This is a genomic window from Fundidesulfovibrio terrae (genome assembly GCF_022808915.1).
Taxonomy (GTDB): Bacteria; Desulfobacterota; Desulfovibrionia; order Desulfovibrionales; family Desulfovibrionaceae; genus Fundidesulfovibrio; species Fundidesulfovibrio terrae.
This window is the reverse complement of sequence record NZ_JAKZFS010000001.1, coordinates 1,331,606-1,351,810: the sequence shown is the minus strand read 5'-3', so window position 1 is coordinate 1,351,810 and position 20,205 is coordinate 1,331,606. Positions and strand designations below refer to the sequence as shown.

18 protein-coding genes are annotated in these 20,205 nt (G+C 64.2%); 5 read left to right on the top strand and 13 right to left on the bottom strand.

Going from position 1 to position 20,205, the window contains the following annotated elements; translation table 11 throughout:
• Window positions 1–735 precede the first annotated feature (735 nt).
• The 4 genes from ML540_RS06285 (at window position 736) to ML540_RS06270 (ending at window position 4,165) form a co-directional block, all read left to right on the top strand.
• Complete coding sequence (locus ML540_RS06285) at window positions 736–2,463, top strand: aldehyde ferredoxin oxidoreductase C-terminal domain-containing protein (protein ID WP_243359407.1); 1,728 nt, start codon at window positions 736–738, stop codon at window positions 2,461–2,463.
• 151 nt (window positions 2,464–2,614) lie between these two features.
• On the top strand, window positions 2,615–2,842 hold the full coding sequence (locus ML540_RS06280) for a MoaD/ThiS family protein (RefSeq protein ID WP_243359405.1): 228 nt from the start codon (window positions 2,615–2,617) through the stop codon (window positions 2,840–2,842).
• 169 nt (window positions 2,843–3,011) lie between these two features.
• Window positions 3,012–3,296 carry a MoaD/ThiS family protein gene (locus tag ML540_RS06275; RefSeq protein ID WP_243359403.1) on the top strand — a complete coding sequence of 95 codons (285 nt, stop codon included), beginning with the start codon at window positions 3,012–3,014 and terminating at the stop codon, window positions 3,294–3,296.
• 11 nt (window positions 3,297–3,307) lie between these two features.
• Window positions 3,308–4,165, top strand: a complete 858-nt coding sequence (locus tag ML540_RS06270; RefSeq protein WP_243359401.1) for a HesA/MoeB/ThiF family protein — start codon at window positions 3,308–3,310, stop codon at window positions 4,163–4,165.
• A gap of 26 nt (window positions 4,166–4,191) precedes the next feature.
• Here the strand turns inward: ML540_RS06270 and ML540_RS06265 are convergent, their stop codons facing one another.
• The 10 genes from ML540_RS06265 to ML540_RS06220 all read right to left on the bottom strand — a co-directional run bounded on the left by ML540_RS06265 (window position 4,192) and on the right by ML540_RS06220 (window position 15,493).
• Window positions 4,192–4,470 (bottom strand): EF-hand domain-containing protein, encoded by a 279-nt coding sequence (locus ML540_RS06265; protein ID WP_243359400.1) that lies wholly within the window; start codon window positions 4,468–4,470, stop codon window positions 4,192–4,194.
• 512 nt (window positions 4,471–4,982) lie between these two features.
• Window positions 4,983–5,465 carry a VOC family protein gene (locus ML540_RS06260; RefSeq protein WP_243359398.1) on the bottom strand — a complete coding sequence of 161 codons (483 nt, stop codon included), beginning with the start codon at window positions 5,463–5,465 and terminating at the stop codon, window positions 4,983–4,985.
• A 199-nt stretch (window positions 5,466–5,664) separates the two neighbouring features.
• On the bottom strand, window positions 5,665–7,437 hold the full coding sequence (gene rpoD, locus ML540_RS06255) for an RNA polymerase sigma factor RpoD (protein WP_243359397.1): 1,773 nt from the start codon (window positions 7,435–7,437) through the stop codon (window positions 5,665–5,667).
• Window positions 7,434–9,161, bottom strand: a complete 1,728-nt coding sequence (gene dnaG, locus ML540_RS06250) for a DNA primase (protein ID WP_243359396.1) — start codon at window positions 9,159–9,161, stop codon at window positions 7,434–7,436. Before dnaG ends, rpoD begins: the two co-directional genes overlap by 4 nt.
• Window positions 9,162–9,231: 70 nt before the next feature.
• Complete coding sequence (locus tag ML540_RS06245; protein WP_243359395.1) at window positions 9,232–11,604, bottom strand: endonuclease MutS2; 2,373 nt, start codon at window positions 11,602–11,604, stop codon at window positions 9,232–9,234.
• Between the two features lie 241 nt (window positions 11,605–11,845).
• Window positions 11,846–12,289 carry a GatB/YqeY domain-containing protein gene (locus tag ML540_RS06240; RefSeq protein WP_243359394.1) on the bottom strand — a complete coding sequence of 148 codons (444 nt, stop codon included), beginning with the start codon at window positions 12,287–12,289 and terminating at the stop codon, window positions 11,846–11,848.
• Window positions 12,289–12,489, bottom strand: a complete 201-nt coding sequence (gene rpsU / locus ML540_RS06235) for a 30S ribosomal protein S21 (protein ID WP_027190899.1) — start codon at window positions 12,487–12,489, stop codon at window positions 12,289–12,291. Before rpsU ends, ML540_RS06240 begins: the two co-directional genes overlap by 1 nt.
• 324 nt (window positions 12,490–12,813) lie before the next feature.
• Entirely contained in the window at window positions 12,814–13,086 is a 273-nt protein-coding gene (locus ML540_RS06230) for an HU family DNA-binding protein (protein ID WP_243359393.1), read from the bottom strand.
• Between the two features lie 245 nt (window positions 13,087–13,331).
• On the bottom strand, window positions 13,332–14,183 hold the full coding sequence (rsmA, locus tag ML540_RS06225) for a 16S rRNA (adenine(1518)-N(6)/adenine(1519)-N(6))-dimethyltransferase RsmA (RefSeq protein ID WP_243359392.1): 852 nt from the start codon (window positions 14,181–14,183) through the stop codon (window positions 13,332–13,334).
• Window positions 14,180–15,493, bottom strand: coding sequence for an O-acetylhomoserine aminocarboxypropyltransferase/cysteine synthase family protein (locus ML540_RS06220; protein WP_243359391.1), 1,314 nt, complete (start codon window positions 15,491–15,493; stop codon window positions 14,180–14,182). Before ML540_RS06220 ends, rsmA begins: the two co-directional genes overlap by 4 nt.
• Window positions 15,494–15,644: 151 nt before the next feature.
• Here ML540_RS06220 and ML540_RS06215 point away from each other — a divergent pair, with 151 nt between their 5' ends.
• Window positions 15,645–17,264, top strand: coding sequence for an FAD-dependent oxidoreductase (locus tag ML540_RS06215; protein ID WP_243359386.1), 1,620 nt, complete (start codon window positions 15,645–15,647; stop codon window positions 17,262–17,264).
• Window positions 17,265–17,513: 249 nt separating this feature from the next.
• Here the strand turns inward: ML540_RS06215 and ML540_RS17765 are convergent, their stop codons facing one another.
• The 3 genes from ML540_RS17765 to ML540_RS06205 all read right to left on the bottom strand — a co-directional run bounded on the left by ML540_RS17765 (window position 17,514) and on the right by ML540_RS06205 (window position 20,144).
• Window positions 17,514–17,648, bottom strand: coding sequence for a hypothetical protein (locus ML540_RS17765; RefSeq protein WP_279343230.1), 135 nt, complete (start codon window positions 17,646–17,648; stop codon window positions 17,514–17,516).
• Window positions 17,649–17,906: 258 nt separating this feature from the next.
• Window positions 17,907–19,418: a sigma-54-dependent Fis family transcriptional regulator gene (locus ML540_RS06210; protein WP_243359384.1), complete on the bottom strand. Its 1,512-nt coding sequence runs from the start codon at window positions 19,416–19,418 to the stop codon at window positions 17,907–17,909.
• A 30-nt stretch (window positions 19,419–19,448) separates the two neighbouring features.
• Window positions 19,449–20,144, bottom strand: coding sequence for a DUF6125 family protein (locus tag ML540_RS06205; protein ID WP_243359383.1), 696 nt, complete (start codon window positions 20,142–20,144; stop codon window positions 19,449–19,451).
• Window positions 20,145–20,205 lie beyond the last annotated feature (61 nt).

Below are 20,205 nucleotides of genomic sequence, written 5' to 3'. Positions count from 1 at the left end.
TTTTGTGGAATCAGCCTAGATACCATACCAAATCAGGATGCTTTCGATGCGACGGGATCACCTCTCCGCAGGCTCGGCACCCCTGACAGCCCACTATTTTTCAACTTTTTTCCACTCTCATGCGCCCCCTATGGATCGCATCGAGTTTTGCCGTGGCGATACCGCCCGGCCCACTGCAACATCCAGTTAACAGGCTATAATAAATATAAAAAGTGGCTCGCCCCCACTCTTCCATTCACTCTTTTCAGCCGGGTCACTTCGTCTCGCGCGGGTCATTTGGTAACACCCGCAAAAATCACCGGCCTACATTTTTGTAACACCTGAAACCTTATAACTCTTATGCCACCAGTGGCATAAATTGACAGTTTTTACCCACCTTTCTAATAAGAAAATAGGCAAGTGGTTGTTTGATCTCATACCGCATCACGCATTGCAAAACGCCACCAAGATCCACACAAACACACACTTGCCAGGATATAGTGCATGGACGCCGCAGCTGTCATCAGTGAAGAAGCGGATGATCCTTGCGGAACAGAACGGGGCCACATGTCAATTACGGCATAAGTCGTCCGTCGAGAGCAAGGCCGGGGCATTAAAAGGTTAAAACGGCAATCCGAGGGACCACGGGCAGGGCAAAGGCCGCGCTCCTTCCGCCCGGATGACGGTCCGGCGGGAACCGCCGCATATGTTCAAAAGCAGACTACCAAACCTTTTTAATACATAACGGAGGCTCAAATGGCTAAATTCATTCGGGTTGACATGGGATCAAAGACTGTGAAAACCGAGGAGTGCCCCGAAAAGTACGTCGGCGTCGCCGGTCGCGGCCTCACCTCCATTTTCGTGGCCGAGGAAGTGAAGCCGACGTGCCACCCCTTGGGGAAAAACAACAAGCTGATTTTTGCTCCCGGCTTTCTCACCGGCACCAGCGCGGCCAACTCCGGCAGGATTTCCTGCGGCGCCAAGAGTCCGCTGACCGGAGGCATCAAGGAAAGCAACTCCGGAGGCACCTTTGCCCAGAAGATGGCCAAGATGGACATCAAGGCCGTCGTGTTCGAGGGGCTTCCCACGGAAGACAAGTACTACGTCGTTAAAGTCGCCATGGACGGAGTGGCCATCGACGAAGCGCCGGCCGAGATCATCGGCATGGGCAACTACGACGCAATCAAGGTCCTGCAGACGAAGTACGGCCCCAAAGTCGGCGTGGCCATCATCGGAGCGGCAGGCGAGATGAAGCTCACTGCGGCCAACATTTCCTTCGCCGATCCCGACAGCAACATTCGCAGCGCCGGGCGGGGAGGCCTGGGAGCGGTCATGGGCTCCAAGAAAATAAAGGCGGTGGTCATAGACGACGCCGGAGCTCCAGGGGTCGCCGTGGCCAATCCGGAAGCGTTCAAGAGCGCGGCGAAGCGCTTCACCAGCGCCATCACCACCCATCCGGTCACCAGCCAGGGGCTGCCCAAGTACGGCACCGACATATTGATCAATATCCTGAACGAAGCCGGCGGACTGCCCACGGAAAACTTCCGCCGCGGCCGCAACGAATGGGCCAACAACGTCGGCGGCGAGACCATGACCGCCACCATCGAATCCCGCGGCGGCAAGGCGACACACGGCTGCCATCCCGGCTGCATCATCCGCTGCTCCCAGCACTACGTGGACAAGAAGGGAAAATACATCACCAGCGGTTTCGAGTATGAAACCATCTGGGCTCTGGGCGCCAACGCCGCCATCGACGACCTGGACACCATCGCCTACGCGGACCGCGAATTCGACGAGGTGGGCGTGGATTCCATCGAGACCTCCGTGGCCGTGGCCGTGGCCATGGATGCCGGCGTCATTCCCTGGGGCGACGCCAAGAAGGCTCTTGAGCTCATCAAGGAGATCCGCAAGGGGACTCCGCTCGGCAGGATACTCGGCTGCGGCGCCGCCGCGGTCGGCCAGATGTACGGCATCTCCAGGGTGCCCGTGGTGAAAAACCAGGCGATTCCGGCCTACGATCCTCGCGCGGTCAAGGGCGTCGGCCTGACCTACGCCACGACCCCCATGGGCGCGGACCACACGGCCGGGTATGCGGTCACCGCCAACATCCTGAAAGTCGGCGGCTTCGTGGATCCGCTCGGCAAGGCAGGCCAGGTGGAACTCTCGCGCAACCTGCAAATCGCCACCGCCGCCGTGGACAGCACCGGAATGTGCCTGTTCATCGCGTTCGCCATTTTGGACATCGCCGACGGCTTCAACGCATTGGTGGACATGATCAACGCCTGCTACAACCTCTCCCTGACCGCGGATGACGTTGTGGCCCTGGGCAAGACCATCCTCAAGGCCGAGCGCGGGTTCAACCAGCGGGCGGGCTTCACCAACGCCCACGACCGCCTGCCGGAGTTCTTCGAAGAGCCGTTCCCGCCGCACAATACCACCTGGGACTTCACGGACGAGGAAATCGACGAGGTGTTCAACTTCTAACGCGGGTCCGGACTGCTCGCGATCCTGCAGATTGATGAAGGCGGACGGCCATCGGCCGCCCGCCTTCATGCACGCTCACGAACCCTGGAAAAGCGGAAATGCCGGTTCGCTAGTGATTGACTCCCAAACAAAGCACTCTTAATTTCGACTTATGCATATAACAGTGAAGTGTTTTGCGACCCTGAACCAGTTTCAGCCCGCAAACGAGGAACATTTCCCGTTGCGTCCGGGCGAAACGGCGGGGGATGTCATCAGGCGCCTGGGCATTATGCCGGAAATGGTCGCGGTGCTGTTCGTCAATGGCGCTCACGCCCCGCAGGACAGGGTGTTGTCCGAGGGAGACCGGCTGAGCCTGTTCCCCGCTGTGGGCGGCGGTTGATCGCGCCACTGAGCCAGGCCACCCTATTTCGCGTTGATCCAGAAATGCTCGCGCCCTCTCAAACCACCGCCAGCCCGAGGGAGCTTGAAGCCACCCAAGGCGGCAACGCAAGCTGACGGAATCAACCTTGCCGCCGGAAGGGCGGCGAATCCGGCCGGAGGAACCGCACGTGCCGACGACCATCGAACTTCGCGCGTTCATGGACCTAGCCGAGCTGTTTCGGGAACGGGGTTGGAGCTTCCCGATGGATGTCGCTGTCCATGAAGGGATGTCCGGCGACGAGCTGCTCGAACTGCTCGATATCCCGCAGGAGAATGTCGAGGTCATCTTCGTCAACGGCAAGGCCAGCAAACCGTCCCAGGCGGTAGTGAACGGCGGGGACAGGGTCGCCCTGGCTCCTCCGGGGGTGCCGGGTCCGTACCGGGTGCTGCTGGGCTTCAAGAAAATGGGGTGACAGAGGCCGAAATGCCCTCGACAATCGAGCAATTGGCCCAGGACGGGTCCCTTCCCGACGGGACCCCTGTCCGCATCCTCACGCACCGCTCCGTACGCAGCGCCGCCCACCTCATGGGCGTGGGCTTCCGCCAGGCCGAGATCGATGCCCTGGAACAGGGCGTCATCCCCGAGCGCTACCTGCGAAACTTCAAGACCCTGGACTGCGCTGCCCAAGCGCGCCTTTTGCGCTCGAAAATATCCCTGGTGGGCCTCGGCGGGCTCGGCGGGCCGATCCTGGAGGGGCTGGCCCGGCTGGGTTTCGGGGTCATCTCCGCCGCGGATCACGACGTGTTCGAGCCCACCAACCTGAACCGCCAACTCCTGGCCACCGAGGAGACCCTGGGCGTGGCCAAGGCCTGTGCGGCCAAGGCCCGCGTTGAGCAGGTCAATCCGGCGGTGGAACTCTCCGTGCGTCAGCTGTTCGTCGAACCCGAGGCATTCGCGGAGTTCTTCGCGGGCGCGGATATCGCCATCGACGCCCTGGGTGGCATGGCCTGCCGCCCGGCCGCCGAGCGGGGCGCGGCCCTGGCCGGCGTGCCCCTGGTGACGGCCAGCGTGGCGGGATGGACGGTCACGGCGGCAACCGTGCTGCCTGGCGGGCAGGGACCGGCCAGCCTGTTCTGTCCTGAAGGCGCTGCCCCGGGGCCGTCCGCCGAGGATACGCTGGGGTGCCTGACGCCAGCCATAAACGTGGCGGCGGGGCTGGTGCTGGCCGAGACCGTCCGGCTGGCCCTGGGCCGCCAACCGGAGCTTGGCGGCCCGTGCGGGCGCATGGCCGTGGTCGACCTGGAGCGGATGAGCCTGGACCGGTTCTCGCTCTGCGGCTAGCGGCGTGTCCTCAGCCGCGATCCTCGCTACATTCCCGCGCCCTGCCTGGCCGCGCGGCGGCCCTTCACGAAAGCCTGCCACTCCGCGACGGTCAGCTTGCCGTCTCCGTTCACGTCGGCCTGCTTGAACATCTCGTCGGTGAACTTGGGGAAGCGCGCCTGGACTTCGTCCTTGGTGAGGAAGCCGTCCTTGTTGGCGTCCATCTTGTCGAAGAAGGGGTGCCTGTCGGGGGTCTGGGCGAAGGCGCTCGTGGCCGCGAGGCCGAGCATGAGCATCAGGGCGGAAGCGAAAAGGCGGTGTCGCATCGAATTCCTCCAGGGTGTGGGGCCAGGCGAGCCCGGCCGGTTCACAAGGAGGTCGGCGGGCGCGGAGTGGGAGTTACATGACGCGCGGACACGGCCTTGTCGGAAGAGCGACTGGGCGCTATCACTTTCGCGGAGTCGAGGCGCTGCGCAAGCTGGGGGACGGTTCATGAGCGACGAAAAAAGCCGACCGTCGGTTTCTACCACGAGCCGGACCCGGAGATGGTGAAGGAGTACGCCACCTGGCCGCTGGAACGCAGGGCAGCGTGGCTGTTCGCCGGGCTCAAGATGCGGATGCTTCCTCCGAAAGACGTTCGGGATTTGCAGGACCAGTTTCGGAGAGGGGAGCGGTAGCCTGTCTCACATTGAAAAACAAAGCGCCGGGCGGCGACACCGCCCGGCGCTTTCATTTCGGGATTCCAAAGGGCGATAGCCCTTTGGCCGCCGGAGGCTTCTCCCTCCCGTCGGCCCAGCTCGCGTGGCTCATCCCCGCAGTGCGCCTCCGCAGCCGCCGGTCACGCCTGCTCGTAGGCAAGCCTGAGCTGGGCGAGGTCCAGCTTGACCATCCCCATCATGGCCCGCATGACGCTGTCGGCCTTTTTGGCGTCCTTGTCCTGAAGCATGGCAGGCAGAATCCTGGGGAATATCTGCCACGACACGCCGAATTTGTCCGTAAGCCAGCCGCACTGCACGGGCGCGCCGCCCTCGAGGAAGCGCGTCCAATAGTGGTCGATCTCCTCCTGGGTATCGCAGGGCACCATGAACGACACCGCCGGGGTGAAGTGATACTCCGGGCCGCCATTCAGGGCGACGAACTGCTGCCCGTTCAGGGAGAACGTGACGGTCAGAACGGAGCCCTTCTCGCCCGGGCCCGCCTCACCGTAGAGCAGAACCTCCTCGATTTTCGATTTTTTGAAGACCGACGTGTAGAAATGCGCAGCCTCCTCGGCTTGGCCGTCGAACCACAGACAGGGGGTGATGTTTTGAATGTTTTGCATGCCGCCTCCTTCCCCGGGTATCTCCAACCGGCTCTCCCGGGGATTACCCTCTTAGCCCACAGGCAGGAACAATCATAGCGTATGCAAACAAAAAGCGCCGGGCGGTGACACCGCCCGGCGCTTTCATTTCGGGATTCCAAAGGGGCTCGCCCCTTTGGCCGCCGGAGGCATCTCCCCCTGCGGCCTAACTCTCTAGAGCCTAGCTTTCGTAGTAGCTCCTCAAGTGCTGGCTCCTCACCGGGTGCCTGAGCTTCCTGAGCGCCTTGGCCTCAATCTGGCGGATACGCTCGCGGGTGACGTTGAACAGCTTGCCCACCTCTTCCAGGGTGTGGTCGCTCTTCTCGCCGATGCCGAAGCGCTTTCTGAGCACCTGCTCCTCCCTGGGCGTCAAATCCGACAGCACCCGGGCGATCTGCTCCATGAGCTTGGTGTTGACCACCTCTTCGGCCGGAGCCAGGGCCTTCTTGTCCTCGATGAAATCGCCCAGGCTCGAATCCTCTTCGTCGCCGATGGGCGTTTCAAGCGAAATGGGCTCCTTGGCGATCTTCAGGACCTTCTTCACTTTCTCGAGCGGATAATCCATGCGCTCGGCGATCTCTTCCGGGGTGGGGTCGCGGCCGAGCTCCTGCACCAGGTAGCGCGAGGTGCGGATCAGCTTGTTGATGGTCTCGATCATGTGCACGGGGATGCGGATGGTGCGGGCCTGGTCCGCGATGGCGCGGGTGATGGCCTGCCTGATCCACCAGGTGGCGTAGGTGGAGAACTTGTAGCCCCGCTGGTATTCGAACTTGTCCACGGCCTTCATCAGGCCGATGTTGCCTTCCTGGATGAGGTCCAGGAACTGCAGGCCGCGGTTGGTGTACTTCTTGGCGATGGACACCACCAGGCGCAGGTTGGCGCGGATGAGCTCCTGCTTGGCGCGCGAGGCGGCGTTGTTGCCGCGCTTGATGCGCCAGAGCACTTCCTCCAGGTCGGAGACGTGGTGGCAGCACTTGTCCTGCAGGCGGTGCAGGATTTCCATCTTGGCCAGGATCATTTCCTTGAAGGAGAATATCTCCTCCACGGTCATGGAAAGAGATTCCGCGGCCACCATGGGGTTGATGTCGCGGGCTTCGAGCTGCTGGAACAGGGTCTGGATCTCCACCTGGGTCTTGCCGGTGGAGAGGATGTAGGCCGAGAGGTCGCGCTGGCAGTTGTGCATCTGGCGCACGTAGTCCTCGACGGTCTCGATGACGCGGTCGATGAGGGTCTTTTCCAGCTTGATGTCGCGCAGGCGGTTGACCACCTCGTCCTTGAAGGCGATGATTTCCTTCTGCACGCCGGCCACGCGGCGCTCCAGGCAGGCGCAGGAGTCGAGCTTGGAGTAGACCTTGCGGCGCTTCTTGAAGATGGCCTTGAGTTCGTCGAGCAGGAGGATGACTCGCGAACGCTGGTTCATCTCGTCTTCGGAGGGGTCGTCTTCCTCGATGGTCTTGACCACGTCCTTCAGCTTGATGCGGCCCTGCTTGAGGTCCTCGCCCACCTGGATGAGCTCTTCCAGGGCCACGGGCACTTCCACCAGGGCGTAGAGCACGTCCATCTCGCCGTTTTCGATCTTCTTGGCGATGGTCACCTCGCCGTCGCGGTCGAGAAGCGGCACCGCGCCCATCTCGCGCAAGTACATGCGCACGGGGTCGGTGGAACGCGCGGAGTAGTCCAGCGCGTCCTCGCTCTCGGTGAGCTCCAGGGCCTGCTCTTCGGGGGCTTCCTCGCCTTCGGCGGGCATGACCTCGATCTTGCGCATCTCCTTTTCCGAGTCCACGATGGCGATGTCCATGGAATCGAAGATGGAGATGACTTCCTCAATCTGATCCGGATTGGCGGACAGTTCCGTGGGCAAGGCCTTGTTGACTTCCTCGAAGGTGAGAAAGCCCTTTTCCTTGCCCTTGGCGATGAGGGTTTTGATCTGCTGGATATCCTTGATGTTGCTCACTGATTCCTCCCCACAAGCTCGCTGAATGCCGCCATGAGGCGTTTCTCCTCGACGGAGTCGCCCTGTTCCCGCGCCAAGCGCATGGCTTCAATAAGTTCGCGCTTGCGTCCATCGGCCCACACGCGTCCGGCGTGGGCCGTTATGTCCTCCCACCAGCTTCTCGCCTCGTCCTCGGACAGAGGGTCCTTGCTGGCGCACTGTCCCCAGAAGCTCTTCTGGCGTTCGTCCAGGTAGGGCAGCACGTCGTACTGTCCGAACCGGGCGAGGAGACGCCAAAAGGCCCTGGCCCGTTCCGTGGCCAGGGTCTCGAAAATGTTCACCTTCTCCAGCTCAGGGATGTACCCCGGGCAACGGATGGCGAACTCCAGAACCTGCGCGTCCTTCTTGGCCTCGATGCTCGCTGGTTTCGCTCTTGATGGCGCGGGGCTCGCGGCACGAAAGCCGGAATGCCCCTTGGCGCGAGTGGCGGCCAGGCTGCGCAGTTCATGCTCCCCCACCCCGAGCCCGTGGGCCAGCCGGGTGAGCATGACGGCCTTGACCCCATCGGAGTCCAGACCGTCCAAAAATTCAAGCGCCCAGTCCACCACCTCTTTCGAGGAGCGCGCGCGGCGCACGGCGGACAGGCAGAAATCGAGTCCCTCGCGGGAGGCGTCCAGGAATCCCTGGAATGCCTCGTGACCGCCGGACTTCAGGATGCTGTCGGCATCCTCGCCCTGGGGCAAAAGCACCACCCGGCACTCGGCCCCCTGGGAGAGAAGCATCTGGGCGCTCCTGAGCGCCGCCTTCTCTCCGGCGGCGTCGCCGTCGAACACCAGGGTCACCTGCCGGGTGAAGCCGGTCAGGCGCTTCACCTGCTGCGGGGTGAGCGCCGTGCCCAGCACCCCGACGGCTTCGGTGAAGCCGTGCTGGTGCAAGGCGATCACGTCCAGGTAGCCCTCGGTGATGAGCGCCCTGCCCGCGCGCGCCAGGTTGGCCCGCGCCTGGTGCAGCCCGAAAAGGTGTTCTCCCTTCTTGTAGACCACCGAATCGGAGCTGTTCAAATATTTGGGCTCGCCCTCGCCCATGACCCGCCCGCCGAAGGCCACCACCTTGCCGGAGACCTCGTGGATGGGGAACATCAGCCGTCCCCGGAAGCGGTCCCACACGCGCCCGTCGTCGCCCTGGACCAGGAGCCCGGCGGCCACGGCGTCGAAGGACTTGAACCCCTTCGAGCCCAGATAACGCTCCAGGCCGTGAAAATCGTCAGGGGCGTATCCCAGTTGGAAACGCTCAGCCATCTCAGGGGTTACGCCGCGCCGGTCCAGGTAGGCGCGAGCCTTGGCTCCCGCGTTTCCCCTCAGGCAGTCCCGGAAAAAATCCCGGGCCAGGGTGTGCATGTCCGCGGCCGCCTGGCGCTGCCGGCGCCGTTTGTCCTCCTGGGGATCGGGCTTGAATTCGGCCAGGGCGATACCTGCCTCACGAGCCAATTGCTCCAAACCCTCTCGAAAGTCCAGGCCATTGATACGGCAGTAGAAGTCTATCACATCACCGGAGGCCTGACACCCGAAACAATAGAAGACCCCCTTTTCGGGACTGACGCTAAACGATCCGGTCTTCTCGTTATGAAACGGACACAGGCCCACGAGCCGCGCTCCGGCGGGCTTGAGCGCAAGATAGCGCTTCACCACGTCGGCGATGTTCAGCCGGGACTTGAGGGCCTGTATGGCCCTGGGATCGTTCTTCATGATCCGCCAGGGTTCGGGTTGCGCTCAAGTTAAGTCCGCATTCGCCGGGGGCAAGCCCCGGCGGCCCGATTTATTTCAATTCGACCATGGTCATGCCGTCTCCGCCCCGGTCCTCGGGGGCCAGCTCGAACGAGGCCACGGAGGGAAAATCCTTCAGGAAGGCGTGCACCTCGCGCCGAAGCGCCCCGGTGCCGCGCCCGTGCACGATCTCCAGGCTGGAGACGCCGCGCAGGATGGCCTTGTCCAGGAAGCTGGCCAGATCGGCCAGGGCCGCGTCGGCGCGCATGCCCCGCAGGTCCAGCACCATGGACGGCCCCAAGGGGGCGCTGGCGGCGGACGCAGATGCGGCTACGGATACACCGTGCCTGCCCGAAGCCGCGCCCGAAAGTGAGGATGCGCCAGAGGCCTTGGCCGGGGAGGCGCCCGCCCCGAAGGCCGGGGCCACATCCTCGAAGGCGGCCCAGAGGCTGACGCCCCCCATGTCCACCTTGAGGGAGCGGCGCTTCTCGTCCTTCTCCAGCACGGTTCCGGCCTTGTCCCAGCCCTTGAGGCGCACGCGCCCGCCGGCCTTCAGGTCTTCCCAGGAGAAGGCCGGAGCCTGGGGCGCCTCGGGGGCGGTTTCCGGCCCGAGCTTCTCAACCGACTTGCGCGTCTCGGCCAGTTCCTTGAGGGCCTGCTTGCGCCCGATCTTCTCCTGCTCGGCCTGGCGCAGGATGGTGCGCGCCTTGGCGGCCAGGTCGTCCAGGAGCTTCTTGCGCTCCTTTTCGAAGCTCTCGGCCAGCTTGCGGCGACGCTCCTCCAGCTTGAGCTTTTCCTTGGCCAGCTCGCGAAGCTCCAGCTCACGCTCGAGCGCAAGCTCGTTTAAGCGCTCGAACAGCCGGGCCGAGTCCTCGCCGCCCATGAGCAGGTACTTCTGGGCTTGGTCCAGCACTTCTTCGGCCAGACCGCAATCACGGGCCACGTCCAAGGCGACGGACGCGCCCACCTGGTCGTAGGCCAGCACGTAGAGCGGCTTCTTGGACCTGGGGTCGAAGAGCATGGAGGCCGAGCGCGCCCCGGGCTTGGTGAGGCCGTATGCCTTGAGCGCCGGGAAGTGCGTGGCCGCGGCCGCGAACACGCCCTTCTCCAGAAGCTTGTCCACCACGGCCTGGGCCAGGGCCGCGCCCTGGGCCGGGTCGGTGCCCGCGCCGAACTCGTCCAGGAGCACCAGGCAGTGCGGCCCGAGCTTGCCCCAGACGCCGCTTAAGTGGCTGATCTGGGCGGTGAAGGTGGAGAGGTGGTCCTCCAGGCTCTGCTCGTCGCCCATGAAAACGTAGACGTCCTTCCAGAAGGGCAGGCGGCTGCCTTCGCGCGCGGCCACGGGCAGTCCGGCCAGGGCCATGACCGCCGTGAGCCCAAGCGTCTTCAGGCACACGGTCTTGCCTGCGGCGTTGGCCCCGCTGATGATCAGCGCCCGCTGGTCAGGTTTCAGAAGCACGTCCACCGGGCGGGCCTTGCCGGGCTCGGACAGGGCCAGCAGGGGATGACGGGCCGCGAAGAGTTCCACGGAGCCCTCCCCGCCCACGTCCGGCACGTACCCCTCCAACAGTCCGGCCAGGGAAGCCTTGGCCAGGAGCACGTCGGTGTCCACCATGAGATGGTAGGCGCCGCGCAGGGCGTCCTCCTCGTCCCGGGCCAGACCCGTGAGGTACTTGAGGACCTTGAGTTCTTCCTCGCGCTCCTCGCGTTTGAGTTCCTGCAGGCGGTTGTTGACCTCCACCAGGAACATGGGCTCCACGTAGCAGGTCTCGCCGGTCTGGGAGTAGTCGTGGATGATGCCCTGGATGCGCCCCTTGAAGTTGGTCTTGAGGGGCAGCACGTAGCGGTCCGAGGAGATGGTCATGTAGTCGTCCTGGAGGAAGGCCGCGAGGCCCTCCTTGGCGACGAAATCCTTCACCTGCGAGGTGCAGCGCTGGTGGATGCGGCGGATCTCCTGGCGCACCGAGAAGAGCTCAGGGCTCGATTCGTCCCGCAGCCCGCCGTCCTTGGCCAGGCAACGCTTGAGGGCCGGGAACAGGCGCTCGGGCCAGGGGCAGCCCATGACCGATTCGGCCAGCAAGGGCCAACGGCTGGTCTCGCTTCCCTCGAAATGTTCGCGCAGGGTACGCGCGGCCTCGAGCACCTCGCGCACGGCCCACAGGCCATCGGCGTCCAGGGTGCGCTGGGCCTGGGCAAGGTAGTGGAACACCCCCTCGAGACCGGGGAAGGCGACAATGCGCAGTCCCGTGTCCGAAACGCAGGCCACGGCCTGACGCAGGAGCTCCTGGGCGCGGGCCAGGAGCGCGGCGCTCTCCATGGGTGCCACCGCCAGGCATGCCTCGGCTCCGGGTTCGCTTGCGGCGAGTCTGGACAGATGGGCCAGCACCTTGGGAAACTCAAGCTGGACAAGGGCGCGGGAATGCATGGCTGGCCTTAGGGGCGCGCTTTGCGCGCGCAAGCTGAATTGCGGGAAGCGGTTGCGGGAAAGATTGGTCCGGGAGCCATGCCACGATCGCGACGTTCAGGAGACGTTTCAGAGCGGCTTTTTCGCCCAAGCGACGGGCGCGCGGCCCCCGGAAGGAGAAAGAAACCGGCACGGGAGCAGCAAAAGCCTCGCGGCCCGGCAACTCCCCGCGAACCGGTGAACGGTCCGCCCGCCGGGAACACTAGCCGAGCCTCTGCCTGACCAGCTCGTTGACGACCTTGCCGTCGATGCGGCCCTTGTGCTTGGCCATGACCGCCTGCATCACCTTGCCCATCTCCTTGGCAGAGGAGGCTCCGGTTTCCGCGATGGCGGCGTCCACGGCGGCGGCGGTTTCCTCGGGCGAGAGTTGCGTGGGGAGATAGCCCTTGAGCACGGCCATTTCGGCCGCCTCGCGGTCGGCCATCTCGCCCCGGCCCGCTAGGCGGAATTGTTCGATGGACTCCTGGCGCTGCTTGACCTGCCGGGCGATGACCTCAAGTACCTCCTCGTCGGCGAGAGGGCGCAAAAGCTCCACCTGGCGGTTCTTGGCGGCCGTCTTGAGCATTCTCAAGACGGCCACCCGAACCTCTTCCTTGGCCTTGTAGGCGACCAGAAAGTCTTTTTCGATCTGTTCTTGGAGTGTCATTACATCTGATTGATTTTGCGCATTTTCTTGAGCAGACGCTTGCGAGCCGCAGCCTTCTTCTTCTTGCGCATGACGCTCGGCTTCTCGTAGTGCTGACGCTTCTTCAGCTCAGAGAGAACACCGGCCTTCTCAACCTGCTTCTTGAAACGACGCAGGGAGATGTCGAAGTTGTCGGATTCTTCAAGGTAAACACCGGGCAAAGAGATCACCCCCTCTTCCGGTCCGGCCGCTTGAGCCGGACGCCCGAAAAAATTTCTCGCTGGCGAAAAGAAAGTTCTGATAGCCCGAGTGACGAACGGGTTCAAGAACTATTTTCCCCGGCGGGCAAAAAAAAAGACCGCCCGGCTCAGGCCGGGCGGTCTTCAACGATCCTGCTTCCGTGAGTTTGCTCGCCTGTGATCCGTGCAGGCTGGTTCCCGCAGCCTCCGCGCCAGGCACACCCTGGACCGGACAGACAAAACGCTCTTGTTGAAGCAGAGGAGGAGATCACACCGCGCAAGGCGGCATGGAGAGTCCTCCCGAAACTACTTTACGGAGTCCTTCAGCAGCTTGCCGGGGCGGAACTTCACCACCTTGGAGGCGGGAATCTTGATTTCAGCGCCGGTGCGGGGATTGCGGCCGGTGCGGGCCTGGCGCTCTTCCACCAGGAAGGTGCCGAAGCCGGTCAGGGTCAGCTTGCCGTCGGAAACCAGGGTACCCTCAACAGCCTCCAGGAAGGCGTTCAGGGCGCGTTCGGCGTTGGCCTTGGTGATACCGGCCTTCTCAGCAATTTTAACAACCAGGTCAGCCTTCGTCATCTGTCCTCTCCTCCTCGGGTTCTGTTGCGATGCGCCCACGGCGCATCGAGACTTGCTCGCTCGAAATTAACTCGTAAAACCACAAACGTACGCGCCCGATGATCCCATGAGCACATACTTCGCGGAAGTCGGCTCACGCTTATAGCAATCAAAGGCCAATGTCTAGCGGGAACGCCCTATTTTTGCGGACTCCGAGGATTTTTCCAGTTTTCGGCACCTGCGCCGCAATCCGGCCGCATGACGTTTTAAACAAAATATTTCAAAAGTTTATACATAACATCAGGACGGAGTTCCTCCGGGCGGCTGGACGCCCCCAGATTTTCACTTTCCAGATACCGCCTTGCGTCATCCGATAAATCCGGACCCAGTATGCGCCCCAGCTGCTTGCGGCGCATGCCGAAGAGGCGCTTGATCAGCCGTGCGAACCGTTCCGGCTGGACGGGCCGCTCGGAAATCGGCTTGGGCGTAAACGACACCACCGCCGAATCCACCTTGGGCCTGGGCGTGAACACCTGCGGCCCCACCTTGAAGAGCTTCTCGGCCGTGACGAAACTCTGCAACCAGACGCTTAAGCCCCCGTAGTCCTTGGTGCGGGGCACGGCCACGATGCGTTCGGCCACCTCCAGCTGCACCATGAACACCGCCCGGGCGAACCCGGTGCTGAGCGAGGCGATGTCCCACATGAGCGGGGAGGCCACGTTGTAAGGCAGGTTGCCCACGACGCGCACGCGGGGAAGCCGGTCCAGGCGCCCCCAGGGAAACGCCAGGGCGTCCGCGTTGACCACGGCCAGGCCGGGGAAGCGCCGGGGAAGCTCCGGGGCCAGCTCCGAGTCCTTCTCCAGGGCGATCACCCGCCCGGCCCCGGACTCCATCAGATGCTCGGTGAGCGCGCCCCGGCCGGGGCCGATCTCCACCACCGTGTCCCCTGGCTCGATGCGTAGCGCCGCGACGATCTTGCGGGCCACGTTGGGGTCGGTGAGGAAGTTCTGTCCGAGGCTGCGCTTGGGCCTGCCCGCAAAGCCGCCCCCCGGGCCCGTTTCGGGTCCGGAGCGCGCCTGAGGGGGCCGTTGGTGCCTGCCGGCGCGATCCTCCCTCACGCCTGGCTCGCGGCGAGGGCCTGGTCCAGGTCCGCGATGATGTCCTCGGCAGTCTCCAGGCCCACGGAGATGCGTACCAGGTCGGGCGTGACCCCGGCGTCCATTTGCTCCTGCGGGGTCAGCTGGGAGTGGGTGGTGGAGGCCGGGTGGATCACCAGGGTCTTGGCGTCCAGGATGTTGGCCAGGTGCGAGCAGAGCTTCACCGCGTCGATGAACTTCCTGCCCGCCTCGAGCCCGCCCTTGACCCCGAAGCCGAACACCGCGCCCGGGCCCAGGGGGAAGTAGCGCTTGGCCCGATCAAAGTCCTTGTGGCCGGGAAGCGCGGCGTAGTTCACGAACGTGACCGCCGGGTGCGTGCTCAGGTACGAGGCCACCTTCATGGCGTTGTCGCAGTGGGCTCTTGCCCGAAGCGGCAGGGTTTCCACGCCCTGCAGGATGAGGAAGGAGTTGAGCGGAGCCAGACACGCGCCGGTGTCGCGCAGAAGTCCGCAGCGCACCTTGAGCAGGTAGGCCATGCATTTGAGCTGGTCGCCCTCCAGGCCGCAAAAGCTCTTGTAGAAGTTCACCCCGTGGTAGGTGGGGTCGGGCTCGGTGATCTCGGGATACCTGCCCTGCGCCCCCCAGTCGAAGGTGCCCTTTTCCACGATGGCTCCGCCGATGGAGGTGCCGTGCCCCCCGGTGATCTTGGTGAGCGAATACACGCAGATGTCCGCCCCCATGTCGAAGGGGTTCAGGATGGGCGGCGGGGACACGGTGTTGTCCACGATGAGCGGCAGGCCGTGGTCGTGGGCAACCTTGGCGATCCCCTCCATGTCGTCCACATTGCAGCGCGGGTTGCCGATGGACTCGGTGAACAGCAGACGGGTGTTCTCGTCGATGGCCTTGGCGAAGTTGGCCGGATCGGACGAGTCCACGAAGCGCACCTCAATGCCGAAGCGCTTGAGCGTGTGGGCGAACAGAGTCACTGTTCCGCCGTAGAGGTTGGAGCCTGAAACGATATTCTGCCCGGCCTGGGTGATGGCCGCCACGGCGTAGAAGATGGCCGCCATGCCGGACGCCGTGACCAGGCCGGCCGAGCCGCCGTGCATGGCCGCCAGGCGGTTCTCCAGGACGTCGTTGGTGGGGTTCATGATCCGCGAGTAGATGTAGCCGAACTCCTTCAAGGCGAAGAGGTTGGCGGCGTGCTCGGTATCACGGAAGGCGTAGGACGTGGTCTGGTAGATGGGCACGGCCCGGGAACCGGTCTGGCTGTCCGGGGTCTGGCCGGCATGCAGGGCCAGGGTTTCGATGCCTTGCTTCTTGGCGGTCATGATGGGCTCCTTGGCTTAGGGTCCTCGATTCTCTACCCGCGCGCGGGCGAAAAGAAAAGGGAGTTGAGAAAACGCCCCTGAAAAGTGTAAGCTGGAAACACTCATGAACTTCTTCAGGAACCTTTTTGCAAAGGACGCGAAGGCACCCGGCATGTCCGAAAAAGCCAAGGAACACCAGTGGTATCTGCCCGAAAAAAGCCGGGAACAGCTGCGCGAGCTCTTCAAGGAGCTTGTGCATCCCGTCAACCTGCACCTCTTCACCCTGAAGGGGACCAACGATCTCTTCAACGAGTTCCTGTCGCGCTTCGTGGACGACCTGGCCTTCCTCGAGCCCCGCATCAAGGTCCACCGCCACACCGTGGGCGACGACGCGTCGCGCAGCCACAAGGTCACGTACTCCCCCACCGTACTCGTGGAGCCTGAGCGCTACCACATCCGGTTCGTGGGCGCGCCCATGGGCGAAGAGGGACGTTCCTTCCTGGAGGCCCTGCTCCTCACCTCCAAGCGCGCCTCGGGGCTGTCCGACGAGTCGAAATCCGTACTGGAGACGCTTGAGGAGGAACGCGAGGTCAAGGTTTTCGTCAGCCCTACCTGCCCCTACTGCCCGGCCCAGGCGGTCAACGCCTTCCGCGCCGCCGTGGAGCGCCCGGACAAGGTGCGCGCCTGGTGCGTGGAGATCGGCCAGATGCACGAGCTGGCCGACCGCTACGGCGTGGGCAGCGTTCCCCAGACCAACTTCAACGAAAAGTTGAACATCCTGGGGCTCGAGCCCGAGCTGCGCTTCGTGGGCGAACTGGTGCTGCTCAAAGACATGCAGGCCATGCTGGAAGCGCCCCGCCACAAGCCCGGCGAGACCGTGGAGGTCGACTGCCTGATCCTCGGCGCCGGCCCGGCCGGGCTCACGGCGGGCATCTACGCGGGCCGGGCGGGACTCAAGACCATCATCCTGGAGAAGGCCACCATCGGCGGCCAGGTGGCCCTGACACCCGTGGTTGAGAACTATCCCGGCTTCGCCAACATCCCGGGCATCACCCTCATGGAGGTCATGGCCGCCCAGGCCAGGCAGTACTGCGAGATCATCCAGGAGGAGCCCGTGAGCCTAAGCGCCACGAAGGACGCGATCGAGGCCCGGACCGCCTCCCTCGCGGTCAAGGCCAAGGCCCTTCTCATCACCACCGGGGCCACCTGGAAGAAGCTTGATGCGCCGGGCGAGGCCGAATACTTCGGGCACGGGGTGAACTACTGCGCCACCTGCGACGGCTACCTCTACAAGGGCCGCACGGTGCTGGTGGTGGGCGGGGGCAACACGGCGCTGACCGACGCCCTCTACCTCAAGAACCTGGGAGTGGACGTCTCCATCGTGCACCGGCGGGGCGAGTTCAGGGCCGAGCGCTACCTGTCGGACACCGTTGGCCGCGAAAAGATTCCCACCTACATGAACAGTGTCGTGGAAGCCATCCTGGGCGACGTGAAGGTCAACGCCGTGGCCCTGCGCGACACAGTGACAGGCGGGACCAAGAAGGTGAAAACGGACGGGGTGTTCGTGGCCATCGGCGAGACGCCCAACTCAGAACCGGCCGCACGCCTGGGCTGCCGCCTGACCGAAGAGGGCAACATCGTGGTGGATAGCCGCATGCGCACCAATGTGCCCCGCGTCTACGCGGCCGGGGACGTGACCGGCGGCGTGCGCCAGATCATCACCGCCGTGGGCCAGGGCGGCACGGCGGCGCTGAGCATCTTCGAGGATCTTGCAGCCAGCGAGCACTCCTGACGCGGCCGGCGTGGCGCGCACGCGGCGGCCTCGGGGAGTGTTCCCGAAGCCCGCCCACGGAAATCGGTGCGCCACCCGGCCCAGGCGATCCTACGCAGCCTGACGCCGCCCGGCCAAGACGTCCGAGGCCCGCAAAAAGGCCAACAGGCCCCAGCAGACGGCCACGGCGAACACGGCGCAGATTTTATCGAGCGTTCCTTCCATGGGAATCTCCTTCCCCCGGCATTGCCGAACGAGGCCGGGACGACATCACTGCGTGTCGGTCTTCTTCTTTTCCCAGCTCCTGGTTTTTCCATTGGACCCGGTGGACAGGCTTCCCAGGGCCAAGGCGGCGAGGACGGCCATGGCGCCCAGGCAGGCGAATGTACGGACAGGGCTGAGCATGTTCGGGCTCTGATGTTCCTTGGTCCGAGCCGGGAAAGCCCGCCCATGCCATGGAGTCCGGGCACGCGTTCCAGCGGTTACAACCATTTGCCTCGGAACAGGGAAAACAGGCGGGAGCGCATCATTCTTATCATGTTTTCAAGAAAAAGAACAATTTTTGTAAAAAAACTTCCTGCGTGGTTGTGGCGGGTTGAGGCCACGCATCCCAAGGGCGGTTACCTGTGACGAAGCACAGGGCGGGCATTCTCCCCACCGGCCTCAGCCCTTGGAGATGCCTAGCTTTTTCAGGCGGGAATCGAAGGTGGACCTGTTCACCCCGGCGTGTTTGGCGGCCCGGGTGACGTTCCAGCGGTATTTCTCGAGGATGTCCAGGGTGTAGCGGCGCTCCAGCTCGTCCCAGGTCATGGCGCACAGTTCGGATGCGTCCTGCCCGACTCCCTCTCCCCCCCGCGCGGCCGATCCCGCATCACCCGTGATGTGGCCCGGCAGATCGCGCTCCTCGATGAGTTCGCCCTCGACCACCGTGAGGATGTACTTCACCAGGTTTTCCATCTCGCGGATGTTGCCCCGCCAGGAGTATCCGGACAGCCGGGCCGAGGCCTGCGCCGAGAGCCGCTTGGCCCCAAGCCCCAGGCGCAGGCAGTCGCGCTTGATGAAGTAGTCCAGCAGCTCGGGCACGTCCTCGCTGCGCTCGCGCAGGGGCGGCAGGGCAAGCGGGAGGACGTTCAGGCGGTAGAACAGGTCCTCGCGGAACTCGCCGTCCTCGATGGCCTTGGGCAGGTCCTTGTTGGTGGCGGAAATGATGCGCACGTCCACGGTGCGGGTGGCTGCCCCGCCAAGGGGCTTGACCTCGCTGTTCTGGATCAGGCGCAGAATCTTGGCCTGCAGCGGCGGTGCCATGTCGCCGATCTCGTCCAGGAACACCGTGCCGCCCTCGGCGGCCTCGAACAGGCCGGTCTTGTCGCGGTCCGCGCCGGTGAAGGCCCCCTTGCGGTAGCCGAAGAGCTCGCTCTCCAGGAGCGTCTCCGGGATGGCCGAGCAGTTCTGCACGAAGAACGGCTTGTCCTTGCGCGGGCTGGCCTGATGGATGGCCTGGGCGAAGAGCTCCTTGCCGGTGCCGGACTCGCCGGTGATGAGCACGGGGAAATCAGTACGGGCGTAGGAGTAGACCTTCTTCATGGCCTCGCGCACGGCCGAAGAGTGCCCGACGATGGGCGGCTGGCCTTTGAAGCGCTCCAGGGCGTTCTTGAGCCCCCGGCACTCGCGCTCTTTGCTCTCGAAGGCCAGGGCCTGGCCCAAGGCCACGGAGCCCACGGCCACCAGGTATTCCAGAAGCTCCAGGTAGTCCTTGCGCAGGTTGAGCCGCCCGCCCCGGGCCGCAGTGTCGATGAGCTCCACCGCGCCGTAGACGGTGCCGTCGCGCAGAATGAGCGGATAGCACAGGATGAGCGTGCTCTTGGCGGCAAGCCCGTCCTCCATGGCCTTGTAGTGACGCGGGTCCTTGCCGGGCTCGGCGATGGTCATGCGGGCGTTGTCCATGACCCAGCCCACGACGCTGGGCTTGTCCGCGGGGAGTTCCACGCCCAGGATGCGTTCGCTTTCCTCGCCAGCGGCCTCGATGCAGGCGATGACTCCGTTTCGCCTGACCCAGAGCGAGCCGCGCTCTACATTTTGGATGGCCAGCAGGCCGTCCAGGAATCGGCGCTGGAAGGTTTTGGGGTCGAGGTCCTCGAAGAGGGCGCGGGTGAAGGCCAGGACTGTTTCGAGCATGCACGGCTCCGGCTGGATGTTCGGCTTCCCCTAACCCGCCTTGAGGGTGAAACGCCAGGAGCAAAACTCGCCCTCGCCCAGGGGACCTGGCGGGCAGGCCAGACAGGCGGTGTCGATGCGCGGGTCCACGCCCCGGGCGAACCCTTCGAACTCGGCCACCCCGGCGGACTTGCAGGGATAGTCCGCAAGCCCTTTGCGGCGGCGGGCGGACTGCACCCGGCAGTTCACGTAGCGAAGCGTCAGGGATTCTGCGTCCCTGTCGATTGCAACCTCGTTGATGCGGCTCGAAAAACGGTGCCTGAAGGCCGCCTCCAAGGCGTCGAGCCCGCCCTCCTCCGGCAGGCCGAGCACGGCCTTGATGCGCCTGGCTTCCAGAGGGGCGAAGCGGGTCCAGCAGGCGTCGTTGACGGCCTTGGCCCCGTCCATGCCCTGTTGGGCCTCCACTGCCTGGAACCAGACGCCGTCCATGGCCAGCCAGAGCTTGCCGAGCGCGTCCAGGAGGTTTTCCAGCTCCTCGCCGGACATCTTCTCGAAGGGATTTCCATCCTGCCCCAGGCGCTTGAGCGCCAGGGAGGTGGCCAGGTCCCCCGCCCTTCCCTCAGCCACCAGGGCCTTCTCGAGCCCCAGACGGTCGACGGCCGTGGCCAGCCACAGGCCGTAATGGGAGGCTATGAGGCGGATGGACTCCAACACCGAGGCGGCCAGGACGGCTTTGTCTTCTGACACGGCATCCCCCCCTTGAAAGAAGAAGGGCCCGGAGCGTGCTCCAGGCCCTCATTGTCGCGAT